This window comes from Paraburkholderia kirstenboschensis, assembly GCF_032806925.1.
Classification (GTDB): domain Bacteria; phylum Pseudomonadota; class Gammaproteobacteria; order Burkholderiales; family Burkholderiaceae; genus Paraburkholderia; species Paraburkholderia kirstenboschensis.
Window position 1 is genome coordinate 1,718,693 of sequence record NZ_CP136511.1, and the last position, 21,885, is coordinate 1,740,577.

Annotated in this window: 15 protein-coding genes and 3 pseudogenes; 8 read left to right on the top strand and 10 right to left on the bottom strand. The window is 59.1% G+C overall.

All coding sequences use genetic code 11. The features are described 5' to 3' along the window. Positions 1 to 176: 176 nt before the first annotated feature. From RW095_RS08360 to RW095_RS08390, 7 genes and pseudogenes are all read right to left on the bottom strand, one after another. Entirely contained in the window at positions 177 to 878 is a 702-nt protein-coding gene (locus tag RW095_RS08360) for an IS6 family transposase (RefSeq protein ID WP_317015637.1), read from the bottom strand. A 275-nt stretch (positions 879 to 1,153) separates the two neighbouring features. Continuing rightward, complete coding sequence (locus tag RW095_RS08365) at positions 1,154 to 1,678, bottom strand: tyrosine-type recombinase/integrase (RefSeq protein ID WP_317015638.1); 525 nt, start codon at positions 1,676 to 1,678, stop codon at positions 1,154 to 1,156. Positions 1,679 to 1,928: 250 nt separating this feature from the next. Further along, positions 1,929 to 2,198 carry a DUF1488 family protein gene (locus RW095_RS08370; RefSeq protein ID WP_317015640.1) on the bottom strand — a complete coding sequence of 90 codons (270 nt, stop codon included), beginning with the start codon at positions 2,196 to 2,198 and terminating at the stop codon, positions 1,929 to 1,931. A 217-nt stretch (positions 2,199 to 2,415) separates the two neighbouring features. Next, positions 2,416 to 4,052, bottom strand: a pseudogene (locus tag RW095_RS08375) (phage integrase family protein). A gap of 425 nt (positions 4,053 to 4,477) precedes the next feature. After that, positions 4,478 to 4,777 (bottom strand): type II toxin-antitoxin system RelE/ParE family toxin, encoded by a 300-nt coding sequence (locus tag RW095_RS08380; protein ID WP_317015641.1) that lies wholly within the window; start codon positions 4,775 to 4,777, stop codon positions 4,478 to 4,480. Further along, on the bottom strand, positions 4,774 to 5,049 hold the full coding sequence (locus RW095_RS08385; protein WP_317015643.1) for a YlcI/YnfO family protein: 276 nt from the start codon (positions 5,047 to 5,049) through the stop codon (positions 4,774 to 4,776). The genes RW095_RS08380 and RW095_RS08385 overlap by 4 nt, the downstream gene beginning before the upstream one ends. Positions 5,050 to 5,589: 540 nt before the next feature. Continuing rightward, positions 5,590 to 6,498, bottom strand: a complete 909-nt coding sequence (locus RW095_RS08390; protein ID WP_317015644.1) for a LysR family transcriptional regulator — start codon at positions 6,496 to 6,498, stop codon at positions 5,590 to 5,592. A gap of 104 nt (positions 6,499 to 6,602) precedes the next feature. Between RW095_RS08390 and RW095_RS08395 the strand changes: the two genes are divergently transcribed. The 8 genes and pseudogenes from RW095_RS08395 (at position 6,603) to RW095_RS08430 (ending at position 18,184) form a co-directional block, all read left to right on the top strand. Then, positions 6,603 to 7,409 carry a phytanoyl-CoA dioxygenase family protein gene (locus RW095_RS08395; protein ID WP_317015646.1) on the top strand — a complete coding sequence of 269 codons (807 nt, stop codon included), beginning with the start codon at positions 6,603 to 6,605 and terminating at the stop codon, positions 7,407 to 7,409. Positions 7,410 to 7,632: 223 nt separating this feature from the next. Then, the gene (ydiJ, locus tag RW095_RS08400) at positions 7,633 to 10,683 is read left to right on the top strand and encodes a D-2-hydroxyglutarate dehydrogenase YdiJ (RefSeq protein ID WP_317015647.1); all 3,051 of its coding nucleotides are present in this window, start codon (positions 7,633 to 7,635) and stop codon (positions 10,681 to 10,683) included. 78 nt (positions 10,684 to 10,761) lie between these two features. Further along, the gene (locus RW095_RS08405) at positions 10,762 to 12,066 is read left to right on the top strand and encodes an MFS transporter (protein WP_317015649.1); all 1,305 of its coding nucleotides are present in this window, start codon (positions 10,762 to 10,764) and stop codon (positions 12,064 to 12,066) included. Between the two features lie 78 nt (positions 12,067 to 12,144). Continuing rightward, the gene (locus tag RW095_RS08410) at positions 12,145 to 13,587 is read left to right on the top strand and encodes an aldehyde dehydrogenase family protein (RefSeq protein WP_317015650.1); all 1,443 of its coding nucleotides are present in this window, start codon (positions 12,145 to 12,147) and stop codon (positions 13,585 to 13,587) included. A gap of 324 nt (positions 13,588 to 13,911) precedes the next feature. Then, positions 13,912 to 14,742: pseudogene (locus tag RW095_RS08415) on the top strand (IS5 family transposase). 64 nt (positions 14,743 to 14,806) lie between these two features. After that, on the top strand, positions 14,807 to 16,597 hold the full coding sequence (locus RW095_RS08420; RefSeq protein ID WP_317015651.1) for a methyl-accepting chemotaxis protein: 1,791 nt from the start codon (positions 14,807 to 14,809) through the stop codon (positions 16,595 to 16,597). Between the two features lie 316 nt (positions 16,598 to 16,913). Further along, positions 16,914 to 17,126, top strand: a pseudogene (locus tag RW095_RS41410) (DDE-type integrase/transposase/recombinase); the annotation flags it as partial. A gap of 320 nt (positions 17,127 to 17,446) precedes the next feature. Continuing rightward, a complete protein-coding gene (locus RW095_RS08430) occupies positions 17,447 to 18,184 on the top strand; it encodes an IS6 family transposase (RefSeq protein ID WP_317015653.1) in 738 nt (245 codons plus the stop codon). A gap of 207 nt (positions 18,185 to 18,391) precedes the next feature. Here RW095_RS08430 and RW095_RS08435 read toward each other — a convergent pair whose 3' ends face one another. The 3 genes from RW095_RS08435 to RW095_RS08445 form a co-directional block, all read right to left on the bottom strand. Further along, positions 18,392 to 19,249: a MurR/RpiR family transcriptional regulator gene (locus RW095_RS08435; RefSeq protein WP_317015654.1), complete on the bottom strand. Its 858-nt coding sequence runs from the start codon at positions 19,247 to 19,249 to the stop codon at positions 18,392 to 18,394. An 83-nt stretch (positions 19,250 to 19,332) separates the two neighbouring features. Beyond that, positions 19,333 to 20,331 carry an ABC transporter permease gene (locus RW095_RS08440; RefSeq protein WP_317015656.1) on the bottom strand — a complete coding sequence of 333 codons (999 nt, stop codon included), beginning with the start codon at positions 20,329 to 20,331 and terminating at the stop codon, positions 19,333 to 19,335. Positions 20,332 to 20,351: 20 nt separating this feature from the next. Continuing rightward, positions 20,352 to 21,869 carry a sugar ABC transporter ATP-binding protein gene (locus RW095_RS08445; RefSeq protein ID WP_317015657.1) on the bottom strand — a complete coding sequence of 506 codons (1,518 nt, stop codon included), beginning with the start codon at positions 21,867 to 21,869 and terminating at the stop codon, positions 20,352 to 20,354. Positions 21,870 to 21,885: the final 16 nt, after the last annotated feature.

Here is a 21,885-nt window from a genome sequence, read left to right on the forward strand (position 1 = left end):
CCTACCGCGCAGCGGTGTCTCGGCGCGCAAGCAGCCCACGCAACCGTGATTTTCGCGTTCAGGTCAGAAAGCGGACGATACGGCAGGCTCAGTGACTGGCAGCAACGGGGCGACATGCGAGGGCCCTGTCGCGATAAGAACCGAACGGCGAGCGAGATCGATATGCGAAGTACAACTTATATTGCGAGGTCGTAGAACTGATCAGCGGCCGACGGATGGGTTCCGCGAACACACTTCATCTGCCCTTTCGTGATCATGTGCATCAACTCGATTCCGGCCAGAAGGATCCGGGCACAGCGAAAACTCTTGAACCCCAGCATGGGTCGCGTTCGCCGCTTGATCGCCCTATGGTCCTGCTCAACCAGGTTATTAAGATATTTCGACTGGCGGATCTTGATGGGCGTTTCGCGGTCGGCATTGATCCCATCGAGCGCGGCGAGATTGGCACCGCTTTTGTCGATGTTCACTGTATCGGGCGCGCCATTCCAGGCGATGGATTTCTCGAAGTAACGCCGGGCTGCAGTCTTATCCCGATGGGCACGTAGCAGAAAGTCGATGGTGTTGCCGTCCTTGTCGACGGCTCGATAAAGATATCGCCATTCGCCCTTGACGCGAATGTACGTCTCGTCCATGCGCCAGCTCTTGCCAACTGGCCGCTTGCGCAGGCGAAACGCTTTCTCCAGCACCGGCAACAGCTTGACGGCCCAGCGGTGCACAGTCGAATGATCGACCGAAACGCCGCGCTCGGCCATCATGTCTTCGAGGTGCCGCAGGCTCAGAGGATAGGCTACATACCAGCGCACGCAGGTCAGAATCACGTCCAGCGGAAAATGCAAGCGCTTGAGCACTCGGGCCACTACCGGATTCAACGTCTTCATCGGGCTTTCAGTTGTTCGTGTCGTTCAGTACATCATAACGGAGCGTCTTACTGCAACAGATCCGCAACGGCTGGTCCGCCATGATGTGAACGATGGCGCGGACAAGCTTTGAACTTTTCGCGAGCACGATGCGATATCGCGTGACGCGTGGCTCCCGGCTCTGCGCCGGGTAAATAATGTCCTTGAACGAGCTTCTATAAATCATGCCTCACCCCGCGAGTGTTGCCGCACCCCGTGTACGGCCCACTCACCAGGCCACGCGTCGCTGGCCAAAGTCAAGGGGACGCCGCCAACGCAGAGTACCTAGGCGGCGTTTCCTGACTCGTCGAGCCTCTGCTCATCGTCCGTCCCGTTAGTGTCAGGGATGGTTTCGCGCAGCCGCGTTGCCGTCCGGTGGCTGGACAGGCCCAGGAGGTTACTGACCTGCTCGTTGGTCTTGCCTCCGAGAAGATGCCTGCGGCCATAGGTGTTGCGCAGCAACCGGGACTTTCGTCGGCGGCCGTAGCGCCGGCAGCGCGCAACGCGGCCCGCACGCATTGCCCGAGGGTGGCGGGTTTCATAGGCTTGCCGCCCGCCGTAGCCATGAAAAGCAGATCATCCGAAGCGCGGAGCGGAGCGCACGCCTTCGCATACTCCCGCAGGATTTCAACCGCGAACCCGTCGACGGGCACGCGCCGTGCGATGCGCGGCCCGCGCTTTCTGACGAACACGCTCGCTCGTGATCCTTCTGTGTCGAGATCGCCGACGCTCAACGCGCTGAGTTCGGCCGCCGTGATGCCGGTGCCGAGCAGCAGTGCCACGATCGCAGGCAGGAGCAGCGCTGGCGCTTTCGCGCATGGGTATAGGCCGCAGCGGCCGCCGATTCTCCTTTCCAGCTAAGAAGTGCTAAAGATAGTCGCGTTCCCGAGAATCAAACCGATTGGTTGGTATGCAACTAACGGTCAGGCCCTCGCAGCGGCCGGCTTGGCTCCGCCACAACAGCGTTGCGCAAAAAAAGCCACTGGCAGATTGTTCATGCTTCGAGGAGAGTGCCCAATTCACCCACGCTGTTCAGGGGCGCTCGAAGTCATCGGGTGTCAGTTCCAGGCGTGCGCACGGATGCGCAAGCAGCTTCCGTTCGGCGATCACGCGGATGCGGCTGTACCCGTCCCGGAAAATCCCCAGGATCCCAGCGTCCCCGGCCCGCGGCTCAAGCCAGAAGCGGGCCTCCAGCGCTGCAATCGTGACGATGCATTCGACGGTGGTGTTTCCGCGGACGAGCCAGAACGACACGCCTTGTCGATTTGCCAGAATTTGCGGCTCAAGTTCAGGTTTTTCCATGGCTGGCTCCGGGCGTCATTTCGTAGGCGAGGGAGCAGGCTGTCGATCGCTCCGATGATGTCAGCGATGGTCGCTGGCATCAGCCCACAGACTGCCTGACATCACAAAAGTCGGCGGAGCATTGCGCGCTCCGCTTGCCGGGTTGTACCGGCCGATCGAACCATTATCGGGAGACAGTCAACCACTGGGCCTCGGTGGGTCATGCAGGTTGTCGCGCTCACTTCCGGGTTGTAAAGGCCTCACTGATCTGCCGCGCGCGCTTAACCTCGTCACTGTGCAGGTAGATCGAGGTAGTCGACACCGAGGCGTGCCGGAGATTGTCGCGCACCGTCGTCAGTCCTGCGCCGTGCCCGAGCGCGTAGGTGGCGTGCGTATGCCGCATCCAGTGAGGGCTGGCACGGCGCAGTTTCTCCGCGAGCGGCGGGTGATCGGTTTCGATCGCATCGGCGGCAACACAGAAGAAGCGCTCAAGGACACCCCACAGCCGCACGCTGCTGATCGTCGCGGCGCTGTCCGCTTCCAGGCTCCCGATGACCGGCGTGTCCGGCCCCAGCGTGCAGCAGTAGCCGGCAGCTGGCGCTCAGCCAGATAACGCGCCAGTGCTCGCCGCGTGCGTCCGTTTCGACGTGGCCGAGCGTCGCGCCGACCAGTTCACTCGCGCGCAGACCCGTTGCAAAACCAAAGTCGAGCAGGAACCGCAAGCGCTGTGCGGCCTGAACCGTCCAGCCGTAAGACCATTCGAGGCCGTCGGCGATCGTACGTAGGAGTGCCCATTCGCCGTCCGTAAAAGCGCGCGACGCGTCGAGCGCCGATGCGGTTTTGCCACCGCGCACCCTGATGCCCGCAAATGGATTGGCCAGCACGTAGCGCTGTTCGATCAGCCAGCGGAAGAGGGCGCCGACAACCGAAAGCGCGTGCGCGACCGAACGCGCGGACAGACTGCCAGTGAACGGCCGCCAGTCAGGCGACGTGCGTGGGCGCACCGGGCCGATCCACCGTCCGCGCGGAGACGGATGGCGCAGGAACGTCCGGTAGGCGATCGCATCATCGGTCGTCAGGGACGACAGCGCGCGGCCGCGCTCGACGATGGCCCAGAGGATCAGCCGCTCGGCTTCCTTGCGGTAGGTCCGCTGGGTGGCGGGCGACTCGTGCAGGGACAGCCACGTCTGCACGGCATCGTAGTCGTTGGACGCGTCGAGTGTACAGGTAGCGGGCGATGCGCGGAATACGCCTGCGGAGCCGTCGACCTCGTGCGGCAGCTTCAGGCTTTCCCACGGCACGATGTCGCCACGCTGGCTGGCAATGGTGAGTGCGCGCGCCTTATCCGTGAGCGTGGGCCATGCCGCAAAGAACGCCTCGATCGCGCGGGCGCTCGCGGCGCCGAGTCCCGGCACCGCCTTCCACCACTGGCGCCGGCGCGGAACTCGCACGGTGAGATCAGCGAGCGTCGTGATGCCGTGCGCGCGCAGCACCAGCACCGCGCGTGGCGCGAGCCATTGCGCGATGTCGTCGGCGATCTGCGGTTCCGGCGGGCGGGCGGTGCGCAAAGCGTCGATCGCCAGCGCGGCACCTTTTGCATGCTGTTGACGTCCCGCCGCCGGATGAGTCAGGAGTGCAACAAGGTCATCGCGATGGGCGGCATGTGCGATGGGCCACCAGCCTGCACCGGATGCGCCCGAGCACGCCGATTGCGGATTTCCCGTCACCGAGTGCGGAGCGCAGGTAACGCGCGACGGCCTGGCGCACCGGTACGCCCGCATACCACGCGCGCAGCACGGCGAGCTCGTCGGCATCGGGGAAAGTCGATGCAGCATCAGCGGCGGGCGTGAAGGGCGGGGTGAGGCGCGTTTTCATGCAGGGGAGTTTAGCGCATCAACAGGCATCTTAAGATAAGAAAACTTATCCTAATAGCGCGGTTTTAGCCGCCGTTTTCCGAGAGTCGCCTGAGGTCGCTGACGAGGTTCCGATTGCACAACGGCTCAGAAGTTTTGCAACGCAAAGCCGGCAATAGTCCATGGGAGTGATGTCATCGCATCGCGACGCGCTTCATGAGCAGAAGGAATGGAAGGTGAAATTTTGCGGGAGCCGGGGTGAAGCTTGGACATCATCACCGGTGCTGCGCATCGGTCAGTTGGGAAATTCAGGCCGCTTCGGGGCACGGCGCGGGCACGGCCATGTGTCAGCCGCGATGACCGAGTTGACGACCTCTTAAACCGATATTGTCGGCCCGATTGATATGTCATAGGGCTGACCGAACTGTGCGCACTTACTCTCGTTTCCTATTGGTAATCCGCTTCGCGTTGATGCCGCACGGCCAAGATTGTAACGGTTGCTGCGTCCTCGATCTCGAACAGCACAACGTAGCCGGAGGATCCGAACGGCACGATCAACTCTCGGAGGAAGGGATTGTCGGCATCGGCCTTGCGACAAGTGAAAGGAAACTGTTCTAGCACGTCTGTCGACTTGCGCAAAGCTTCCACTGCGCGCTCCGCCAATACCACGTCACGGTCAAGCAGAAATTCGTAGAGCCGCAGCAAGTCACTCCGGGCGCCGCCGCTGTAGCGGACTCGGTATGTCACTCGCTGTCTCTCGCCCGCTTCGCTGTATGCAGCATGTCCTCGAGCTCGGCATAAACATCGCTGGCCGGATAGTATTTACCGGTTTTGCGCGCTTCGTCGCGGGTGGCTAGTCCCCGGGCGATGAACTCGCGCTGAAGCTTTCGCTGCGCGATGCTTGCGCGCAGGGATGTCTCCATGAACGAGGACAGACTTTCGTCGTCGTTGAGGACCTCTTCGGCCGCACGCCGCAATTCGGGTTCGACGCGCAGCGCCGGGATCGTGGCTGTCTTCATGAGGAGCTCCATGTATTGCATTTGCGATACATTTTATCAGCAATCGGTCTTGTGCGGGAAACGTCCAGAAATGAAGGGGATGAAAGTTGTGGCTATCTACCCTTCATTTATAGACGTCGACGGACCAGGGCGGCAACAACCGCTCGCACAACTGATTTTGTTACGACGCGTCGTGCCTGCCCCGCCATTGTCAGGGCGTGACGGTACGCGCCGGCCGTTCGGGCAAGTTTCTCGGCCTCGCTCCGGAATCCGCGGCGAGCTTCGCGCAGTCGCTAAACAGCTGATACTCAGCTGCGATGGTTGTGGAGATCGGGCTAGGCACGACCACCGGCGCCACCGCTCCTGTCAAAGACTTTGATACTCGGTCGGACCTACCCGTGTACGACAACATGCAAGCGTGGGAGAGGCGACTCGTGAATTCCAGGCGTCGTATGATCCGGTCATTTGCGCTGGATTAATCGAAAAATCGGCAGTAATCGCATCAGCGTCGCATAGGGAAGCCGCGAACCGCTCACCGCAATTGAAGCGGTACCGCTTCGCTTATTCGACGTTCGCTTTCTGCGGTGTGTCCGCGGCTATTTCGCAAGCGAGTTCAACGAAACTGCCTAGCGCAGCGGGCGGATTCGGCTCCTTCCATGCAAGATAGAGTTCGCTTTGCGCGTGCTGTTCGCGCAGAGGACGATAAACGACGTTGTCCATGTGCGTTCGTTGAACCGACGCAGGTACGAGCGTCACACCAAACCCGGCGCTTACGAGGCCAAGGGAGGCGTAGATCTGTCCCATTTCGAAGCTCGTGGAAGGAGAGAAGCCTGCCAGTGCGCACAACTGGTTGATGGTGGCGTGATAGTCCGGCGCGACATCTTTCCGGTAATTGATGACGCGCAGGTGCATACAGTCCTTGATGGAAATCTGCCGTTTCGCTGCGAGAGGGTTGTCCTTCGCGATGGCAACGTAAAACGGCTCCTGTAGCAACAAGACGCTGTTCAGTTGGGTATCCGACGGCAAAGAGCGAACGAACGCCAGATCGACGTCCCCTCGATCCAGCGCATTGATCTGTTCCGCAGAGGAGAACCATCGAAGTTCGACTGTCACCGCGGGGTAACGCTGCTGGAATTCACGCAAGAGCGGCGGCAGCAGCGTGTACGCGATGTGCTCAAAGAACCCGACCGCCACCCGGCCGATTTCCCCTCTTGCTGCGCGTTGCGAATCCACGATCGCGGAGTCCGTGTCCGCCAGAATTCGCCTGGCCCGTTCTTCGAAAACCTGGCCCGCCGATGAAAGGAAAACGCGTTTGCCCCGGCGCTCGAAAAGCGCCACGCCGAGTTCCTCTTCCAGTTCCCGTATCTGCCGGCTCAACGGCGGCTGGGCCATGTGCAGTTCCTCCGCCGCCTTCGTGAAGTTGAGTGTGCGTGCCACCGTCAGAAAGTAGCGAAGATGACGCAGCTCCATTTGAAACCTTTTAGGTATCGATACGCAACTTATTATATCTTTTACATTGGACGCGACGGGTCTTAGGATCATGACATCACACCAATAAGTCAGGAGATGCCCTCATGAAACTTACCGCGTCACAATTGGAAGCGTACGAGCGCGATGGATTCGTTGTTCTGCCGGAGCTTTTCTCGGAAGAAGAAGTCGGGCATATGAAGAGCGAGTTGCGCCGGATCCAGAAGATCGACACCGACCATCTCGTCCGTGAAAAAACGGGCGGCATCGCGAAGACGATCTACAAAGTTCACGAAACCGAAAGTCCGACGGCATCGGCGGTCTTTCACTCCGCCGTGCGCTCCCCCAGATTGCTCGAGCCGGCACAACAACTGATCGACGATCCCGAACTCTACATCTATCACACGAAGTGCAATCTGAAGACGGCTATCGACGGCTCCGTCTGGCAATGGCATCAGGACTTCGGCACCTGGCATATCGACGGCGTGAAAGAACCGCGGATGACAACCGCGTTGGTCATGCTCGACGAGCCGACCGAAATGGGCGGATGTCTCTACTTCATCCCGGGAAGCCACAAGCTTGGTTCACTCGATCCGACGTTCGATGAGGCAACCGGTTACCGCTTCTACGTTGTACCCAAGCCGACGATGCTCGATATTTTGTCCAGTCATCCCAAGGCCGTGCCTATCATCGGCCGCCCGGGAACAGTCGTGTTCTTCGACGCCAACATCGTGCATTCCTCGGGTCACAACCTGTCCGGTGACGATCGATGGCAGGCCTATGTCGTCTACAACCAGGTGAAGAACAAGCCTGAACAGGTCGAGCAGCCGCGACCGGATTATGTGCGCTCGACCAATTTCGTTCCTCTCGAGGTTGGCTCAGACGAGATTCTCGACAGAGTTCAGATCGGCTGAACTTGCGCGCGCGTCGCTCGCCGGGACGCATGTACCTGGCGAGCAGCGGCAAGTCACATCAACAGGGTAAGCCTTATCTCCTGAATGTCGCCGACGCGTGACCTCGCGTTTTCTCTCCGAATGCGGCCATCACGACGACGCGTCAGGCCTGTTGCTCTGATGGACGCAGGTGAAGCAATACGTACGCAGAGTGCCGCGCAAGGACGCATGAAAGGTAAGCGACATGAAGGTCATAAAGATAAAACTAGAAGAAGCACGAGACACTACTTCCGAAGCAGCGTTTCTCGAAGCTCTGCGGGTTGCGGGACTGGTGGGAGAGATCGACGTCAGCCATGCGACGCGCACGGTACTCGCAACGGACAACTCGATCTATCAGCGCAGACCCACGGCTGCGATTTTCCCTCGCAACGCCGCTGACGTTGAGCGCATCGCGCGGCTGCTCGCCGAGGAGCGATTTCGAAGCGTCGTGGTATCGCCCCGAGGCGGTGGCACCGGCACCAACGGCCAGTCATTGACCGACGGTATCGTCGTCGACCTGTCCCGCCACATGAACCGCATCATTGAAATCGATCCGATTAAACGCACGGCAAGGGTTCAGGCAGGCGTCGTCAAGGATCAATTGAATGCGGCTCTCAAACCGCACGGATTATTCTTTGCTCCGGAACTGTCCACGTCGAATCGCGCCACAATTGGCGGAATGATCAGCACGGACGCCAGCGGACAAGGCAGCTGCACCTATGGAAAAACGCGCGACCACGTCATCGCGCTGAAGAGCGTGTTGCTTGGAGGCGTTCCGCTCGTCTCCGAGCCGGTCGACGATGCAGCACTGGAACAGCTTTGTGCACGGACGGATATTGTCGGACGGGCCTACAAAACCGCCCGCGAGATTTCCGACAACCAGGCTGAACTCATACGAGACACTTTCCCGCCGCTTAATCGCTGCCTGACGGGCTACGATCTCGCGCATCTTCGCGAACGTGACGGAAGGCTGAACCTGAAAAGCCTGATTTGCGGCGCAGAGGGTACGCTCGGCTTCGTTGTAGAGGCGACATTGAACGTGTTGCCGATACCGCTTCATTCGGCGCTGGTGAACATCCAGTATGAAGGATTCATGGATGCGCTGAGGGATGCGCGCGCTCTGATGGAACATCGACCGCTGTCCATCGAGACGGTGGACTCCACGGTACTCGCGCTAGCCCGCGATGACGTTGTCTGGACTTCGATATCCGAGTTCTTCCCGGACTATAACGACGAGCGAAGTGCTCAAGGTATCAACCTCGTTGAATTCAGCGCCGATGATCTCGGTCAGCTGCAAAGCCGTGTCGCTGAATTTGTCGAGCACATCAGCACGGACCAGAGCGTTCGGCGTCTCGGCCACACGATCGCCTGGGAAGATGTGGCGGTTAGCCGTGTTTATGCAATGCGAAAGCGCGCAGTCGGCCTTCTTGGCAACGTACGCGGAAAAAGGCGGCCGCAGCCGTTTGTCGAGGACACAGCTGTCCCTCCGGAGCAACTTGCGGAGTACATCGCAGAGTTTCGCGCGTTGCTCGATTCCTATGGCTTGAAGTATGGGATGTTCGGGCATGTTGACGCTGGCGTGCTGCACGTGCGTCCTGCGCTCGATCTGAGAGCCCCCGAGGATGCCGCCTTGATCAGGCCCATCTCGGATGCAGTCTCGGCGCTCACGATGAAGTACGGAGGACTTCTTTGGGGAGAGCACGGGAAAGGCGTGCGCTCGGAATACGCACCGACCTTCTTCGGGAGCCTCTACCCGTCCTTGCAGCGAATCAAGGCAGCGTTTGACCCATATAACCAGCTAAATCCCGGAAAGATCGCCGTACCGGCAGGCGTGGATAGCACACTTCTCAAGATTGACTCCACCACCTGGCGAGGTGAACTCGATCGCGAGATCAGCGACGCTGTGTGGGAAGCGAACGGTGACGCCGTCCAATGTAACGGCAATGGCGCTTGCTTTAATTTCGATCCGGACGATTCGATGTGTCCTTCATGGAAAGCGACACGTCAACGCATTCATTCTCCGAAAGGCCGTGCGTCGTTGATGCGTGAGTGGTTACGTCTGCAGGTAGCTGCAGGTACCGATCTGATCGCTCGACCGCGTGCGAAGCGCTTGCCCGTACGTTTCTTGAATTCGCTGCGTCGCGGTCGAAACAAAGATGATTTTTCGCACGAGGTGTATGAAGCGATGAGCGGCTGCCTCGCCTGCAAATCTTGCGTCGCTCAGTGTCCTGTCAAGGTGAACGTGCCGGAGTTCCGATCACGATTCCTGGAGCATTACCACACGCGATATCTTCGCCCGGCTCGCGACTACATGATTGCTTCTCTCGAATACACGATTCCACGGCTGGTCTCCGTGCCCGGGGGGCGACAGTTTTACAACGGCATTGTGGAAAGCCGGTTCGCGCGACTATTGCTCAAGCACGTTGTTGGAGTAGTCGACACACCGATTATTGGCCAGAGCGAAGCCAGCAAGTCGAACCGATGCGCTATCGCGACGCCTGAGATTCTGATGCGGATGAACGCAAGCGAACGGAAACGTTGCGTGGTCATGGTCCGCGACACCTTCACGAGTTTTTTTAGTGGCGACGTCGAAACCGCATTTGTCGAGCTTGCAGATTCTTTGGGATTTCGCGTATTTTTCGCACCCTTTCATCCGAATGGGAAGCCTCTCCACGTTCTGGGCTTTCTGGCACGGTTCGCGCGGGCCGCGCGGCAGAACGCCCAGACACTGCTCGATATTGCAAACACGGGTGTCACGCTGGTTGGGGTCGACCCGGCCATGACGCTGACGTATCGCCAGGAATATTCCAAAGTACTCGGGAGCGAAAATGTCCCGAATGTGTTGTTGCCACAGGAGTGGCTCGCGACTGCGATCAGTTCGTCGCACATGCCCAAAGCGGCACGCGTGTCGTTCAAGTTACTACCTCATTGCACGGAGAAAACCAATGCCGTGCAAGCTACAGCGCTTTGGAAAGCGGTTTTTGCCGCGGCAGGTCTGGACGTGGCGATGCCCTCAACAGGGTGTTGCGGGATGTCAGGCACTTACGGTCATGAAGCGAGGAACGTGACTACATCGACCGACATTTTCGCGCTGTCGTGGGCGCAGCAGATTCCTGAGTCCGATTGCCCAGTCAGGAACGAGGAAAGCCGAGAGGTCCTGGCGACAGGCTATTCCTGTCGCTGTCAGGTCAAGCGTCTGCGAGGCAAGACGCTTCGTCACCCATTGCAGGTGCTCGCGGATATCTACCGCCGGTAGTCATTAGATGTAGCTCCGGACGTAGCGCTGTTCAATGTGAAAGCAAATACTTATTTTTCGAAAATATATGGAGACGGAATGATCGAGAAGTCGAAGAAATTAAAGCGGATACAGGTAGCATCAATAGCGCTTCTGACGCTGGCCGGAATTGTCAACTATCTCGATCGGAGCACATTGTCTATCGCGAACCATTCCGTCAGCAGTGAACTCGGGTTGTCGGCATCTCAGATGGGAATATTGCTGTCTGCCTTTTCGTTCGCTTACGCCTTTGCGCAACTGCCGGTCGGGGTGCTTCTCGACAAATTTGGTTCGCGAGTGATGCTCGGACTGGGAATGTTCGTCTGGTCCGCCGCTCAGTTTAGTGGAGGGCTGATAACTAATCTCCATCAGTTCATCATTGCGCGTATCGCGCTCGGAGTAGGTGAATCGCCAAACTTTCCGGCTGGCGCGAAAGTGGTCAGCGAGTGGTTTGGAATTCGTGAGCGAGGTCGGCCGACGGGCATCTTCATTACTTCATCGACGATTGGGCCGGCTCTTGCGCCCCCGATTCTGACCGTCATGATGCTGTCGTGCGGTTGGCGACAAATGTTCATGATCATGGGCGGCTTCGGAATTGCGGTGTCGATCGGCTGGTACTTGATCTATCGTGACCGCAAAAACGTGACGCTCTCGGACAGAGAAGCTGACTATCTGAATGAAGGTGCAAGTGACACCAAGGTCGAGCGAAAGATGACCATGTCGGAATGGCGCAATCTGTTTCTGACGCGTACCACCTGGGGCATGATTCTCGGCAATGCGGGCATCATCTATATGCTGTGGCTATACCTGACGTGGCTGCCTGCATATCTTGAGCGTGAGCGTCATTTATCGCTCGCAAGTACCGGATGGTTGGTGTCGATCCCATATCTTTTCGGCACGGTTGGCATGTTATCGAGCGGCTTCGTTGCTGATGCGTTGCAGGCCCGCGGTATCGCACCGATTCGAAGCCGAAAATGGCCTATCTGTATCGGTCTGATTGGTGGGGCTTTATTTACGGTTCCCGCTGCGTTCACGCCGAATCTGACACTTGCGATTCTCTATCTCAGCGTAGCGATGTTCTTTGTCCAGATGGCATGTGGTGCGAGTTGGGCGCTTGTGTCTGTGGCTGCGCCGCGGCACATGGCGGCATCCCTTGCGAGCATTCAAAACTTCGGCGGTTATTTCGGCGGCTCGTTCGCGCCTTTTGTCACCGGTGTTGTCGTCGATCGGACTCATTCGTTTGTCGACGCGTTCCTTATCAGTGCTGGAATCGCGCTTCTGGCTGCGCTCGTCTACGCACTGATGGTTGGAAAGCGCGTCGATGAGCCGGACGTCGCCGTGTCGACACCACCGCTCGCAACGTAACCAGTTTGCACAGGCCGGTATAACCCTTCAATAAGGTATCCGGGACACAGAAAGATTCCTTTCATTTGGCGAAGTTAAATGAATCAGTATAGAAACCTGATCAACGGTGAGTGGGTAGCCGGCGAACACTGGCGACCCAATGTGAGTCCGTCGGATAGCAACGATGTAATCGGTGAATACGCCGACGCCAATATGCCGCAGACCGAGATCGCAGCCGCTGCGGCACGTGAGGCCTTCCGCTCATGGTCAAAGAGTGGTCCACAGGAACGCTTTGACTTATTAGATCAGACGGCTTCGATCATCCTGTCTCGGAAGGCGGAGCTGGCGACGCTGCTATCGCGAGAAGAGGGCAAAACGCTTTCGGAAGCTGCCGCCGAAGTGCAGCGAGCGGGGCAGATCTTCAAGTTCTTCGCTGGAGAAGCGTTGCGAACCGATGGCGAACTACTTGCATCGATCAGATCAGGTCTGACGGTCGAGGTCACTCGGGAACCGATAGGAGTAGTTGGTCTCATCACGCCGTGGAACTTCCCGATCGCAATACCGGCCTGGAAGATTGCACCGGCTCTTGCATATGGGAATTGTGTCGTGATCAAGCCGGCAGAACTGGTGCCGGGATGTGCATGGTCGCTCGTAAAAATCCTGTCTGACGCCGGGGCGCCGCCCGGTGTCGTCAACCTGTTGATGGGACCAGGTGCGGCCGTGGGCGAAGCGCTTGTGCGGTCTCCGAACGTCGATGCAATCAGCTTTACGGGCTCGGCGGCGACGGGTCGAGCTGTCGCCGAGAAATGTGTGTCGAGCGGGAAAAAGGTACAGCTTGAAATGGGGGGAAAGAATCCGATGGTTGTGCTCGACGACGCTGATATGGATGTCGCTGTCGAAGCCTGCATCAGCGGATCTTTCTATTCAACTGGACAACGTTGCACTGCATCGAGTCGTCTGATCGTCGGTAGCGGCATGCATGACTCGTTCGTCGAAGCAATGCATGCACGCATGAAGCTGCTGAAAGTAGGTAACCCGCTGGATTCGCAAACGCACATAGGACCGGTCGTCGATGCGAGGCAGCTTGCGCAGGACGAACGTTATATTCGACTCGCAAAGCGTGAAGGCGGAAGCGTGTTCGGCGGTGCTCGTGTAGATGCCGACACGGAAGGATTTTTTCTCGCGCCTGCATTGGTGACCGGTACGCACCCATCCATGACGATCAATCAGGAAGAGGTGTTCGGCCCCGTTGCGTCGGTCATTCGGGTCAATGATTATGACGAGGCGCTTGCCGTAGCGAACGATACGCGCTTTGGATTGTCAGCAGGAATTTGCACGACGTCGCTCAAGTACGCAAGCCATTTCAAGCGAAACGTCGAGGCCGGCATGGTGATGATCAACACGCCGACGGCCGGGGTCGACTACCATGTGCCGTTCGGCGGTCGCAAAAAGTCCAGCTACGGAGCGAGAGAACAGGGCAGCTATGCGCAAGAGTTCTTCACGACGGTGAAGACCGCTTACATCGCGGCGGGTATTGTGTGATGTGTTGCCACGGCCTGCTGCTTGAACGTCGCCCTCCTCGCGCCTCGTTTAGGCGTCGCATGACGGTAAGGTTGCGGTGGACAGAAGCGACATGCGCTGGTGCCCGGATGTCTGTGTAGTAGATCCGCCGTCTTTGCTTCATTGCTACACCTGTCCCCGTCATGCTGCGGATCCAACCGTGCGATGCAACGCACCGCAAACTGCGCGAGCAGTGAGGACTTTTAATCCAGTGTGTTGATTTGCACTGAATTCCACCCCGAGGGGGCTGTTTGCCTTATCGGCAAGCTGTTAACCTTGGTCGTCTCAACGACCGGAACCAAGGGGATGGGCGCACCGATCATTGATGACGAACTGTGGGCATTGATAGAGCCTTTGCTGCCACCGCCAAAGCCACGCCGCAAGAAATGCCCAGGACGGCTCCCGGTTTCCAACCGGGCTGCACTGAACGGCATCCTGTTCGTATTCAAGACCGGGGTACGCTGGTGCGACCTCTCGACCAAGCTGGGATTCGGCTCCGGGCCAACCTGCTGGAGGCGTTTGCGCGACTGGCAAAGGGCCGGCGTGTGGAGCGCGTTGCACGAACTGCTGCTTGCGAAGTTACGCGAAGCCGGCGAACTCGATTTCTCACGGGCAGCGGTCGATTCATCCTCGGTGCGAGCCGTTGGGGCGGGCGAAAAACCGGCCCGAACCCCACCGATCGCTCGCGACCAGGTTCGAAGCATCACATCCTCGTCGACGCCAATGGCGTCCCCATCAGTGCCATCCTGACTGGCGCGAATCGCAACGACGTTACCCAGTTGCTGCCGCTCATCGATGCGGTCCCGCCACTTCGCGGCGTACGTGGCCGACCGCTTCGCAAGCCCAAAGTTCATCTACGCAGATCGTGGCTATGACTCCGAGCCGCATCGTCAGCGGCTTCGTGCGCGCGGTATCGAACCGGTGATCGCCAGGCGCCGTACGGAACACGGCAGCGGACTCGGCAAGTTCCGTTGGGTGGTCGAGCGTACTCACGCATGGCTGCACAATTTTCGTCGTCTTCGCATTCGCTTGGAGCGTCGAGCCGACATTCACGAGGCATTCCTTAAACTTGGTTGCGCGCTCGTCTGCTGGAACGTCTTCAGACGTACGGGCAGTCTTTTTGAAGCGGTCTCTTAATTTCCCGATAGGCGTGCCGTTAAGAAGAGGGAGCCGTTCGCTATAACACTAACCGAGACGCCCAATGTTCGCTTCAATTCGCACACGCATTCTTGCCGCTTGCCTGACCATCGTCGTCGTCGCGCTGCTCGCCAACGCAGCACTCAATTATTTTGTCGCGAAGTCGTATAACGACGAAGCCATTGCGGCAAATCTCGATGCCGTGTCTGCAGGCCACGTTGCCGGCATTAACGACTGGATCGCCACACGTTCCCAGATGATCAAGTCTTTGCAGACATCCGCGAGCTCGTCCGATCCGCTTCCGTCGCTTCTCGACATCATGCATGCGGGTAATTTTAGCAACGTGTTCGTTGGGCGATCCGATAAGACAGCGAAATTTTCGGCACCCGAAGGTATTCCCGCTGACTATGATCCAACTACGCGCCCCTGGTACAAGGAAGTTACTGCCAACGGACATCCCCTCGTGAGCAAACCCTTCGTTGACCTGGGAACCGGTAAGCTAGTGATCTCATTTGCAGCGCCTATCGCCGAGGTTGAAGGCGTTAAGGGGGTCGTCGGTGGCAATGTCAACCTGGAAACTGTAAGCGCGAACGTCAACTCGATCCATCCCACACCGGCAAGCTTTGGCATGCTGCTCGATGGTAACGGCAATATTATTGCCTATTCCGACGCGAAGTTGATCGGCAAGCCGGTAACCGACCTCGCTCCCGATCTTTCGCTTGCCGCATTGATCGGTGCGCGGACTCCGGTTCGCATTGAAGTCGGTGGTGCAGTAAAACTGATGAAGGCCACACCGATTGCTGGGACTGATTGGCATGCTGTGGTCGCACTCGACGAAGCAGAAGCGACCGCCGGAATGCGCTCGCAGCTCATGAGTGCTGTCATGGCGCTCGTGCTCATCGTAATCGTCGCAGCCGTCGTCATGGGCACGGTCACAACGGTCTCGCTCAAGCACCTTGCGACCGTTCGCGACGCCATGGAAGCGATCGGATCGGGATCTGGCGACCTGACGACGCGTCTTCCTGCCGACGGCCGCGACGAAGTTGCGCAGATCTCGCGTGCCTTCAACCAATTCGTCGATAAACTCCTGGTCGTCATGAAACTGATTCGCGACACCAGCGAATCTGTGCGGCTCGCTGCCAACGAGATCGCCACGGGCAACATTGACTTGTCCGGTCGCACTGAGGCGGCAGCGGCAAGCCTTCAGCAAACGGCCGCGTCCATGGAAGAGATCACGTCCACCGTGACTCTTTCGGCAAGCGCCGCGAAACAGGCGAACAGCAAGTCATCGTCTGCGTCAGGCGTCGCCGCGCGCGGCGGAGAAGTTGTCACCGACGTGATCGGTACGATGGAGTCGATTGAAACCGCATCGAGCAAGATCGGCGACATTATCGGCGTCATCGACGGCATTGCTTTTCAAACGAACATCCTCGCACTGAATGCAGCAGTGGAGGCAGCGCGCGCAGGCGAACAGGGACGTGGTTTCGCTGTTGTAGCAAGCGAGGTGCGCAGTCTGGCACAGCGCAGCGCCCAGGCGGCCAAAGAAATCAAAGTGCTGATCGAAGCAACCGTCGACAGCGTTGCCTCCGGCTCTGCGCAGGTCCGTCAAGCAGGCGCGACGATGGAAGAGATCGTGGAATCAGTCAACAGCGTGACCACCATCATGGCAGAGATATCCAGTGCTTCCGACGAGCAGACGCGGGGGATTCAGGAAGTCAACCGCGCCGTCGCACAACTCGATGAGATGGTGCAGCAAAACGCCGCTCTTGTTGAGGAATCTACTGCCGCTGCCTCAACGCTGCAAAGTCAAGCGAATGACCTGGCCAGTGCGGTCGGACAATTCAAGATTGACTAACATTCGGAAAAAAACTGGCTAAAGGCCTGTGATCGGCTTTGAGCAGTCCTGATGGTATGGTCAAGTTGACGCCGGGGTCGACGAATCTAATGGGGCATGAAGAAAGCTTGTGTCTCCATTTTGCCGTGGGCCGAGGCGCCGATTTCGTTCAAGGCCTTCGATTTTCGTGGGAAATCATTAGGTAAGCGGTTTGGCTGTAATACCGATTCGCGCTCAGCCTGCGCAGGGTTGAGGAGATGCTGGCGGCACGGAATCGAGCTTATCTACGAAACGGTGCGGTGCTGGGCGACGAAGTTAGTTCGGTGTGGCGCAGCGACAAGTGATCGTAACGGACAAGCTGCGCAGCTACGCGGCGGCGAACAACGAACTGGGCCCGAACGTCGAGCATCGGCAGCACAACGGACTGAACAACCGGGCGGAGAATTCGCACCAGCACACACGCGTGCTCGAGAAGGTGATGCGGAGCTTCATGTCGGCGCGTCATCTACAACGATTCACGTCGGTCCATGCTCGGGTGAGCAAGCTGTTCGTGCCCTCCCGCTTTCGCGGCGACATGGGCGCGCACGATACCGATGAGCGACATTCGTCGGTGACCGCGACCACTTCGTATCCGAAGTGCGCAGCGCGCGCCGACAGTTCTTCCGCATGCGAGACACCGTGCAGAAACGAGAAGTTGGAAGAGCACTGCGGCTCGGCATAAAGAGGTGGCCGCGCAAATTTGGACAGTCGGATCAGGGGAACACTCGGAGGCTGAGCTCGCGGTAATGCCGACAAAGGAACCTTGAAGACGACGAAGAGAAACCAACGGGGCTTTGTCACGTTGGCGCTGCGGTCAGTTAAGATGAAGTGATGAAGAAAACGAAATCGCTATATCACGGTCACCGGTTCCCGGCATCAGTCATCAGCCACGCCGTACGCTGGTATTTCAGGTTCCAGCTCAGCCTGCGCGATATCGAGGAGTTGCTGTTCGAGCGTGGCGTGATCGTCAGCCATGAATCGATCCGGCGGTGGATAGACAAGTTTGGGGCTGGTTTCGCACATCGCGTGAAGACTGCCCGCCGCCAGCCGGGCAGCACGTGGCACCTTGATGAGGTGTTCGTGTCATTGCGCGGTGAACCTTATGTGCTGTGGCGTGCCGTCGACCAGCACGGCATCGAACTCGACATCCTGCTACAGAAGCGGCGCGACAAGGCCGCCGCGAAACGATTCTTTAAACCTGTAGTGGCGGCCTGTCGCGAGGTGCCGAAGAAGATCGTCACTGACCAGTTGCGCAGTTACCCCGCAGCAAAGGCCGAAATCCCGGAGCTGGCGAACGTGAAGCATGTGTTCGTCAAGGCGGCAGCCCGCATCAACAACCGGGCAGAGAACAGCCATCAGCCCACACGTGAGCGCGAGCGACGTATGCGTGGTTTCCGCCTGCCCGGGCGCACGCAGGCGTTCCTGTCGTGCTTCGGTCCGATCCGGCAACACTTCGCGCTCAAGCGTCATTTGCTGCGCGCTTCGCTTTATCGAAAGCATCTCGCGACCCGGTTTGAAGCCTGGCGTCTTTTCACCGGTCTCACCCGGAATCCGTCTGCTGTTTTCTGAGCGATTGTTTCGCCTGCGCACGGTTCGTCCGGTGATCGGCAACGTGACAAGGCCGTCCCAACCCATCGTGAAAATCACATCAAGGCGGACACACCGGTCATGGCGCTAGACTCGGCCGAGGCCGTCGGCAGTGATGCCGGAGAAATCGCACTCGCTTCTAGCAGTACTAACCACTATATCACTGACGAAAAGGCCCTTCTCCCGCTGTCAAACTACGCCGGATGAACGGATTTCGGCTAGCCGCTTCTTCATGTGCAGAACGTCGCGCGTATGCTGATCGCCCTTGCGCAACGCTACACTTGTCGAGAGAATATCTATGATGACCAGCGCCGCAAGCCGCGATGTGGTCGGCGTGTAGACATCAGTGTTTTCCAGCGTCTGTGCGATCACGGCGACATCCGCGTAACGCGTGATCGGGCTTTCCGAACCGGTGATGACGACCACGCTCGCGCCGCGCTCGCGCGCAGTGCGAACAACCTCTACAAGAGAGCGTGTTGCGCCAGTGTTCGAAATCGCGACCACGGCGTCGCCAGGCTTGAGCATCGACGCGGCGATAAATTGCTGGTGCGAATCCTGATGAGCGACGCAGGGCACGCCGAACAGGGGGAATTTCTGCTGGGCATCCAGTGCAACAATACCCGACGCGCCAAAGCCGAAAAACTCAATGCGGTTTGCTGCGGACAACACGTTGACCGCGCGCCCAATGGCCGCAAAATCAAGCTTCTTACGCGCCCAGTCGAGACTCGTGATCGTATAGTCAAAAATCTTGGTCGCGACGGTTTCCGGATCGTCGCCGCCCACCAGCACTGAATGCGCCGCAGGTGCGCCAAGTGCGAGACTCTTCACCACGCGAATCTTGAACTCACGAAAACCACTGCAACCGATGGTTGTACAGAAACGCAGCACCGTCGGCTCGCTGACCTGAGCAAGGCGGGCCAGTTCGGCAAGACTGATATCAGCAATCGAAGCAAGATTCGCGAGGATGTATTCGGCCACCTGACGGCTGCCGCGCCGCAGGTCCGGCCGGGCGCGGTCGATCAGTTCGAGGATGTTGTAATCGGACACTGAACGTTCCTTCGCAGGATAAGCGCGGACGCCAAGAATGACGCCCCGCGGGAAAGGTTCAATATCAAAGTGTATCGGAAGAACTAGCGGCGCCACAAACGCGCGCCGCGCTGCGACAACACGGCGGCGACAATGATCACGCCCATCACCACCTGCTGATGGTAACCGGGCACACTGGCCAGATTCATGATGTTGCCGATCACCCCGAGAATCAGCACGCCCATCAGTGTATTCAGCGCGCCGCCTTTGCCGCCCGCGAGACTCGCGCCACCAATCACGACGGCCGCAATCACGGTCAGCTCGTCGCCCACGCCGACCGTCGGCGCACCGACCCCTGCACGTGACGTCGAGATGATGCCGGCCAGCGCCGCCAGCATGCCCGAGGCCACATAGGTGCCGAGGACATGCCGTACAACCGGCACGCCTGACAGACGCACCGCTTCTTCATTCGACCCGATCGCCCGCACGATACGTCCAGCGCGTAACCGGTTTAAGGCGAAGCCGCCAGCGATGAAGGCGATCAGCGTGACGAGCGTGGGACCGGGAATGCCGAAATACGCATGACGGCCGAAATCGAGCAGCGCCTGGCCCGGATCATCGACGAGAATGGGCGAGCCGTTCGACACGATCATCGCAATGCCGCGCGCCACCGTCATCATGGCCAGCGTGACGACGAACGGCGTGAGCCTCGACCATGCAACCAGCACGCCCGACACGAGACCACACAGCGCGCCGACCAGCAGGGCGCCGCACAGCGCAAAGACGAGTCCATGCTCGGGAATCAGCATGGCCGACAGGACGCTGCCGAGCGCCGCGACCGAGCCGACCGACAAATCGATGCCACCCGTCAGCACGACCAGTAGCATGCCGACCGACATGATGCCGACGCCCGCCACCTGCCTCGAGATGTTGGCCAGATTCGACACCGACAGGAAGTCATCAGATACGAACGAGGCGGCGATCCCGAGCACGACCAGAATCGCGACTGTGTTGAAGCGGCGCGCGACCGACCACCATTGCTTCAGGTGTGCGCGGCCTGAGCTCGACCCGTGCGCGTCCGGCGTAACGGCGCTGGAATTCATGATGTGAGTCTCCGAATGTCTTAGTGTGAAAGCGTAGCGGTGAGGGCATGGCTGCCGGTGTCGCCGCGCTGCAAGGACAGCGACAGGATGCGTTCCTCGCTGTAGTCGTCAGGATCGAGCTGGCCGCGGATGCGGCCTTCGCCCATCACGAGAATCCGGTCGCACAGGCCCATCAGCTCCTGGTGATCGGAGGAAATCACGAGGACGGCCTTGCCGCGCTCCGCGAGCTGATTGATCAACGTATAGATTTCGACTTTGGCGCCGACGTCGACACCACGGGTCGGCTCGTCGAGAATGATCAGGTCGCCATCCGCATGAAACCATTTGGCGAGTACCACTTTTTGCTGGTTGCCGCCGGACAGTGTGGCGACGTCCGCATCCATTGAACGTGCCTTGATGCGCAGCGACTCCATCAGCTTCGTTACGTAGGCACGTTCGCGGCGAAACGCGAGTATGCCAAATAGACCGCTGACCGACTTCAACGCCGCAAGTGTGGCGTTGATGCGGATCGGCATGGAAAGCACGGCACCTTGGCCCTTGCGGTCCTCGGGCACGAAGCCGATACCGGCGCGAACGGCTGCCATCGGCGAGCGGATGTTGAGCTTCTTCTGCTTGAGTTCGATCGTGCCGGCGTCGCGTTGGTCAGCGCCAAAAATCAGGCGTGCCACTTCTGTGCGGCCTGAGCCGATCAGGCCACCGAGGCCGACCACTTCTCCCGCTTTCAGATCGAACGAGACGTCCCGTACCGCCTTGCCGCGCGAGAGTTTCGTGACCTTCAGTACCTCGGCGCCTTTCGTTGCGTGACGCTCCGGAAACAGCACGGAGAGGGGGCGCCCTACCATTTTACGAATCAGCTCGTCACGCGTGATGTCAGCGGGCTTCACGGTATCGACGCGACGACCGTCCTTCAATACGGTGATGCGGTCCGCAATGGCGAACACTTCTTCAAGCCGGTGCGAGATATACACGACGCCCACGCCGCGCGACTTGAGATCACGCACGATATCGAGTAAACGGTAAGCATCCGATGGCGCCAGCGCCGCGGTCGGTTCATCAAGCACCAGCAGTTTGAGTGTGCCGCTCAACGCTTTGGCAATTTCGATCACCTGGCATTGCGCGGCTGACATGGTTTCGACCAGCGCGGCCGGATCGATATCGAAACCGAGGCTCGCAATCAGTTCACGTGCTTTTTCACGCAGCGCGCGCCAGTCGAGCACGGCCGGCATCGCGCCAAGAAACACGTTCTCCGCGACGGATAGATCCGGCGCCAACGCGGTTTCCTGGTGGATCACCGCGATGCCTTCGGCCAATGACGCATGCGGATTGCGAAAGCTCATCTCGCGGCCTTCGACGTGGATGGTACCGGCGTCGGGCTGATGGCCGCCGCCCATCACCTTCATCAGCGTCGATTTGCCGGCGCCGTTTTCACCGACGAGCGCATGCACTTCGCCACTAAAGACATCGAAGTCGATGCCTTCGATCGCATGAATGCCGCCGAAGCGTTTATCGATGCCGGCCAAAGCGATGAACGGACTCATTTGACTGTCTCCAGTG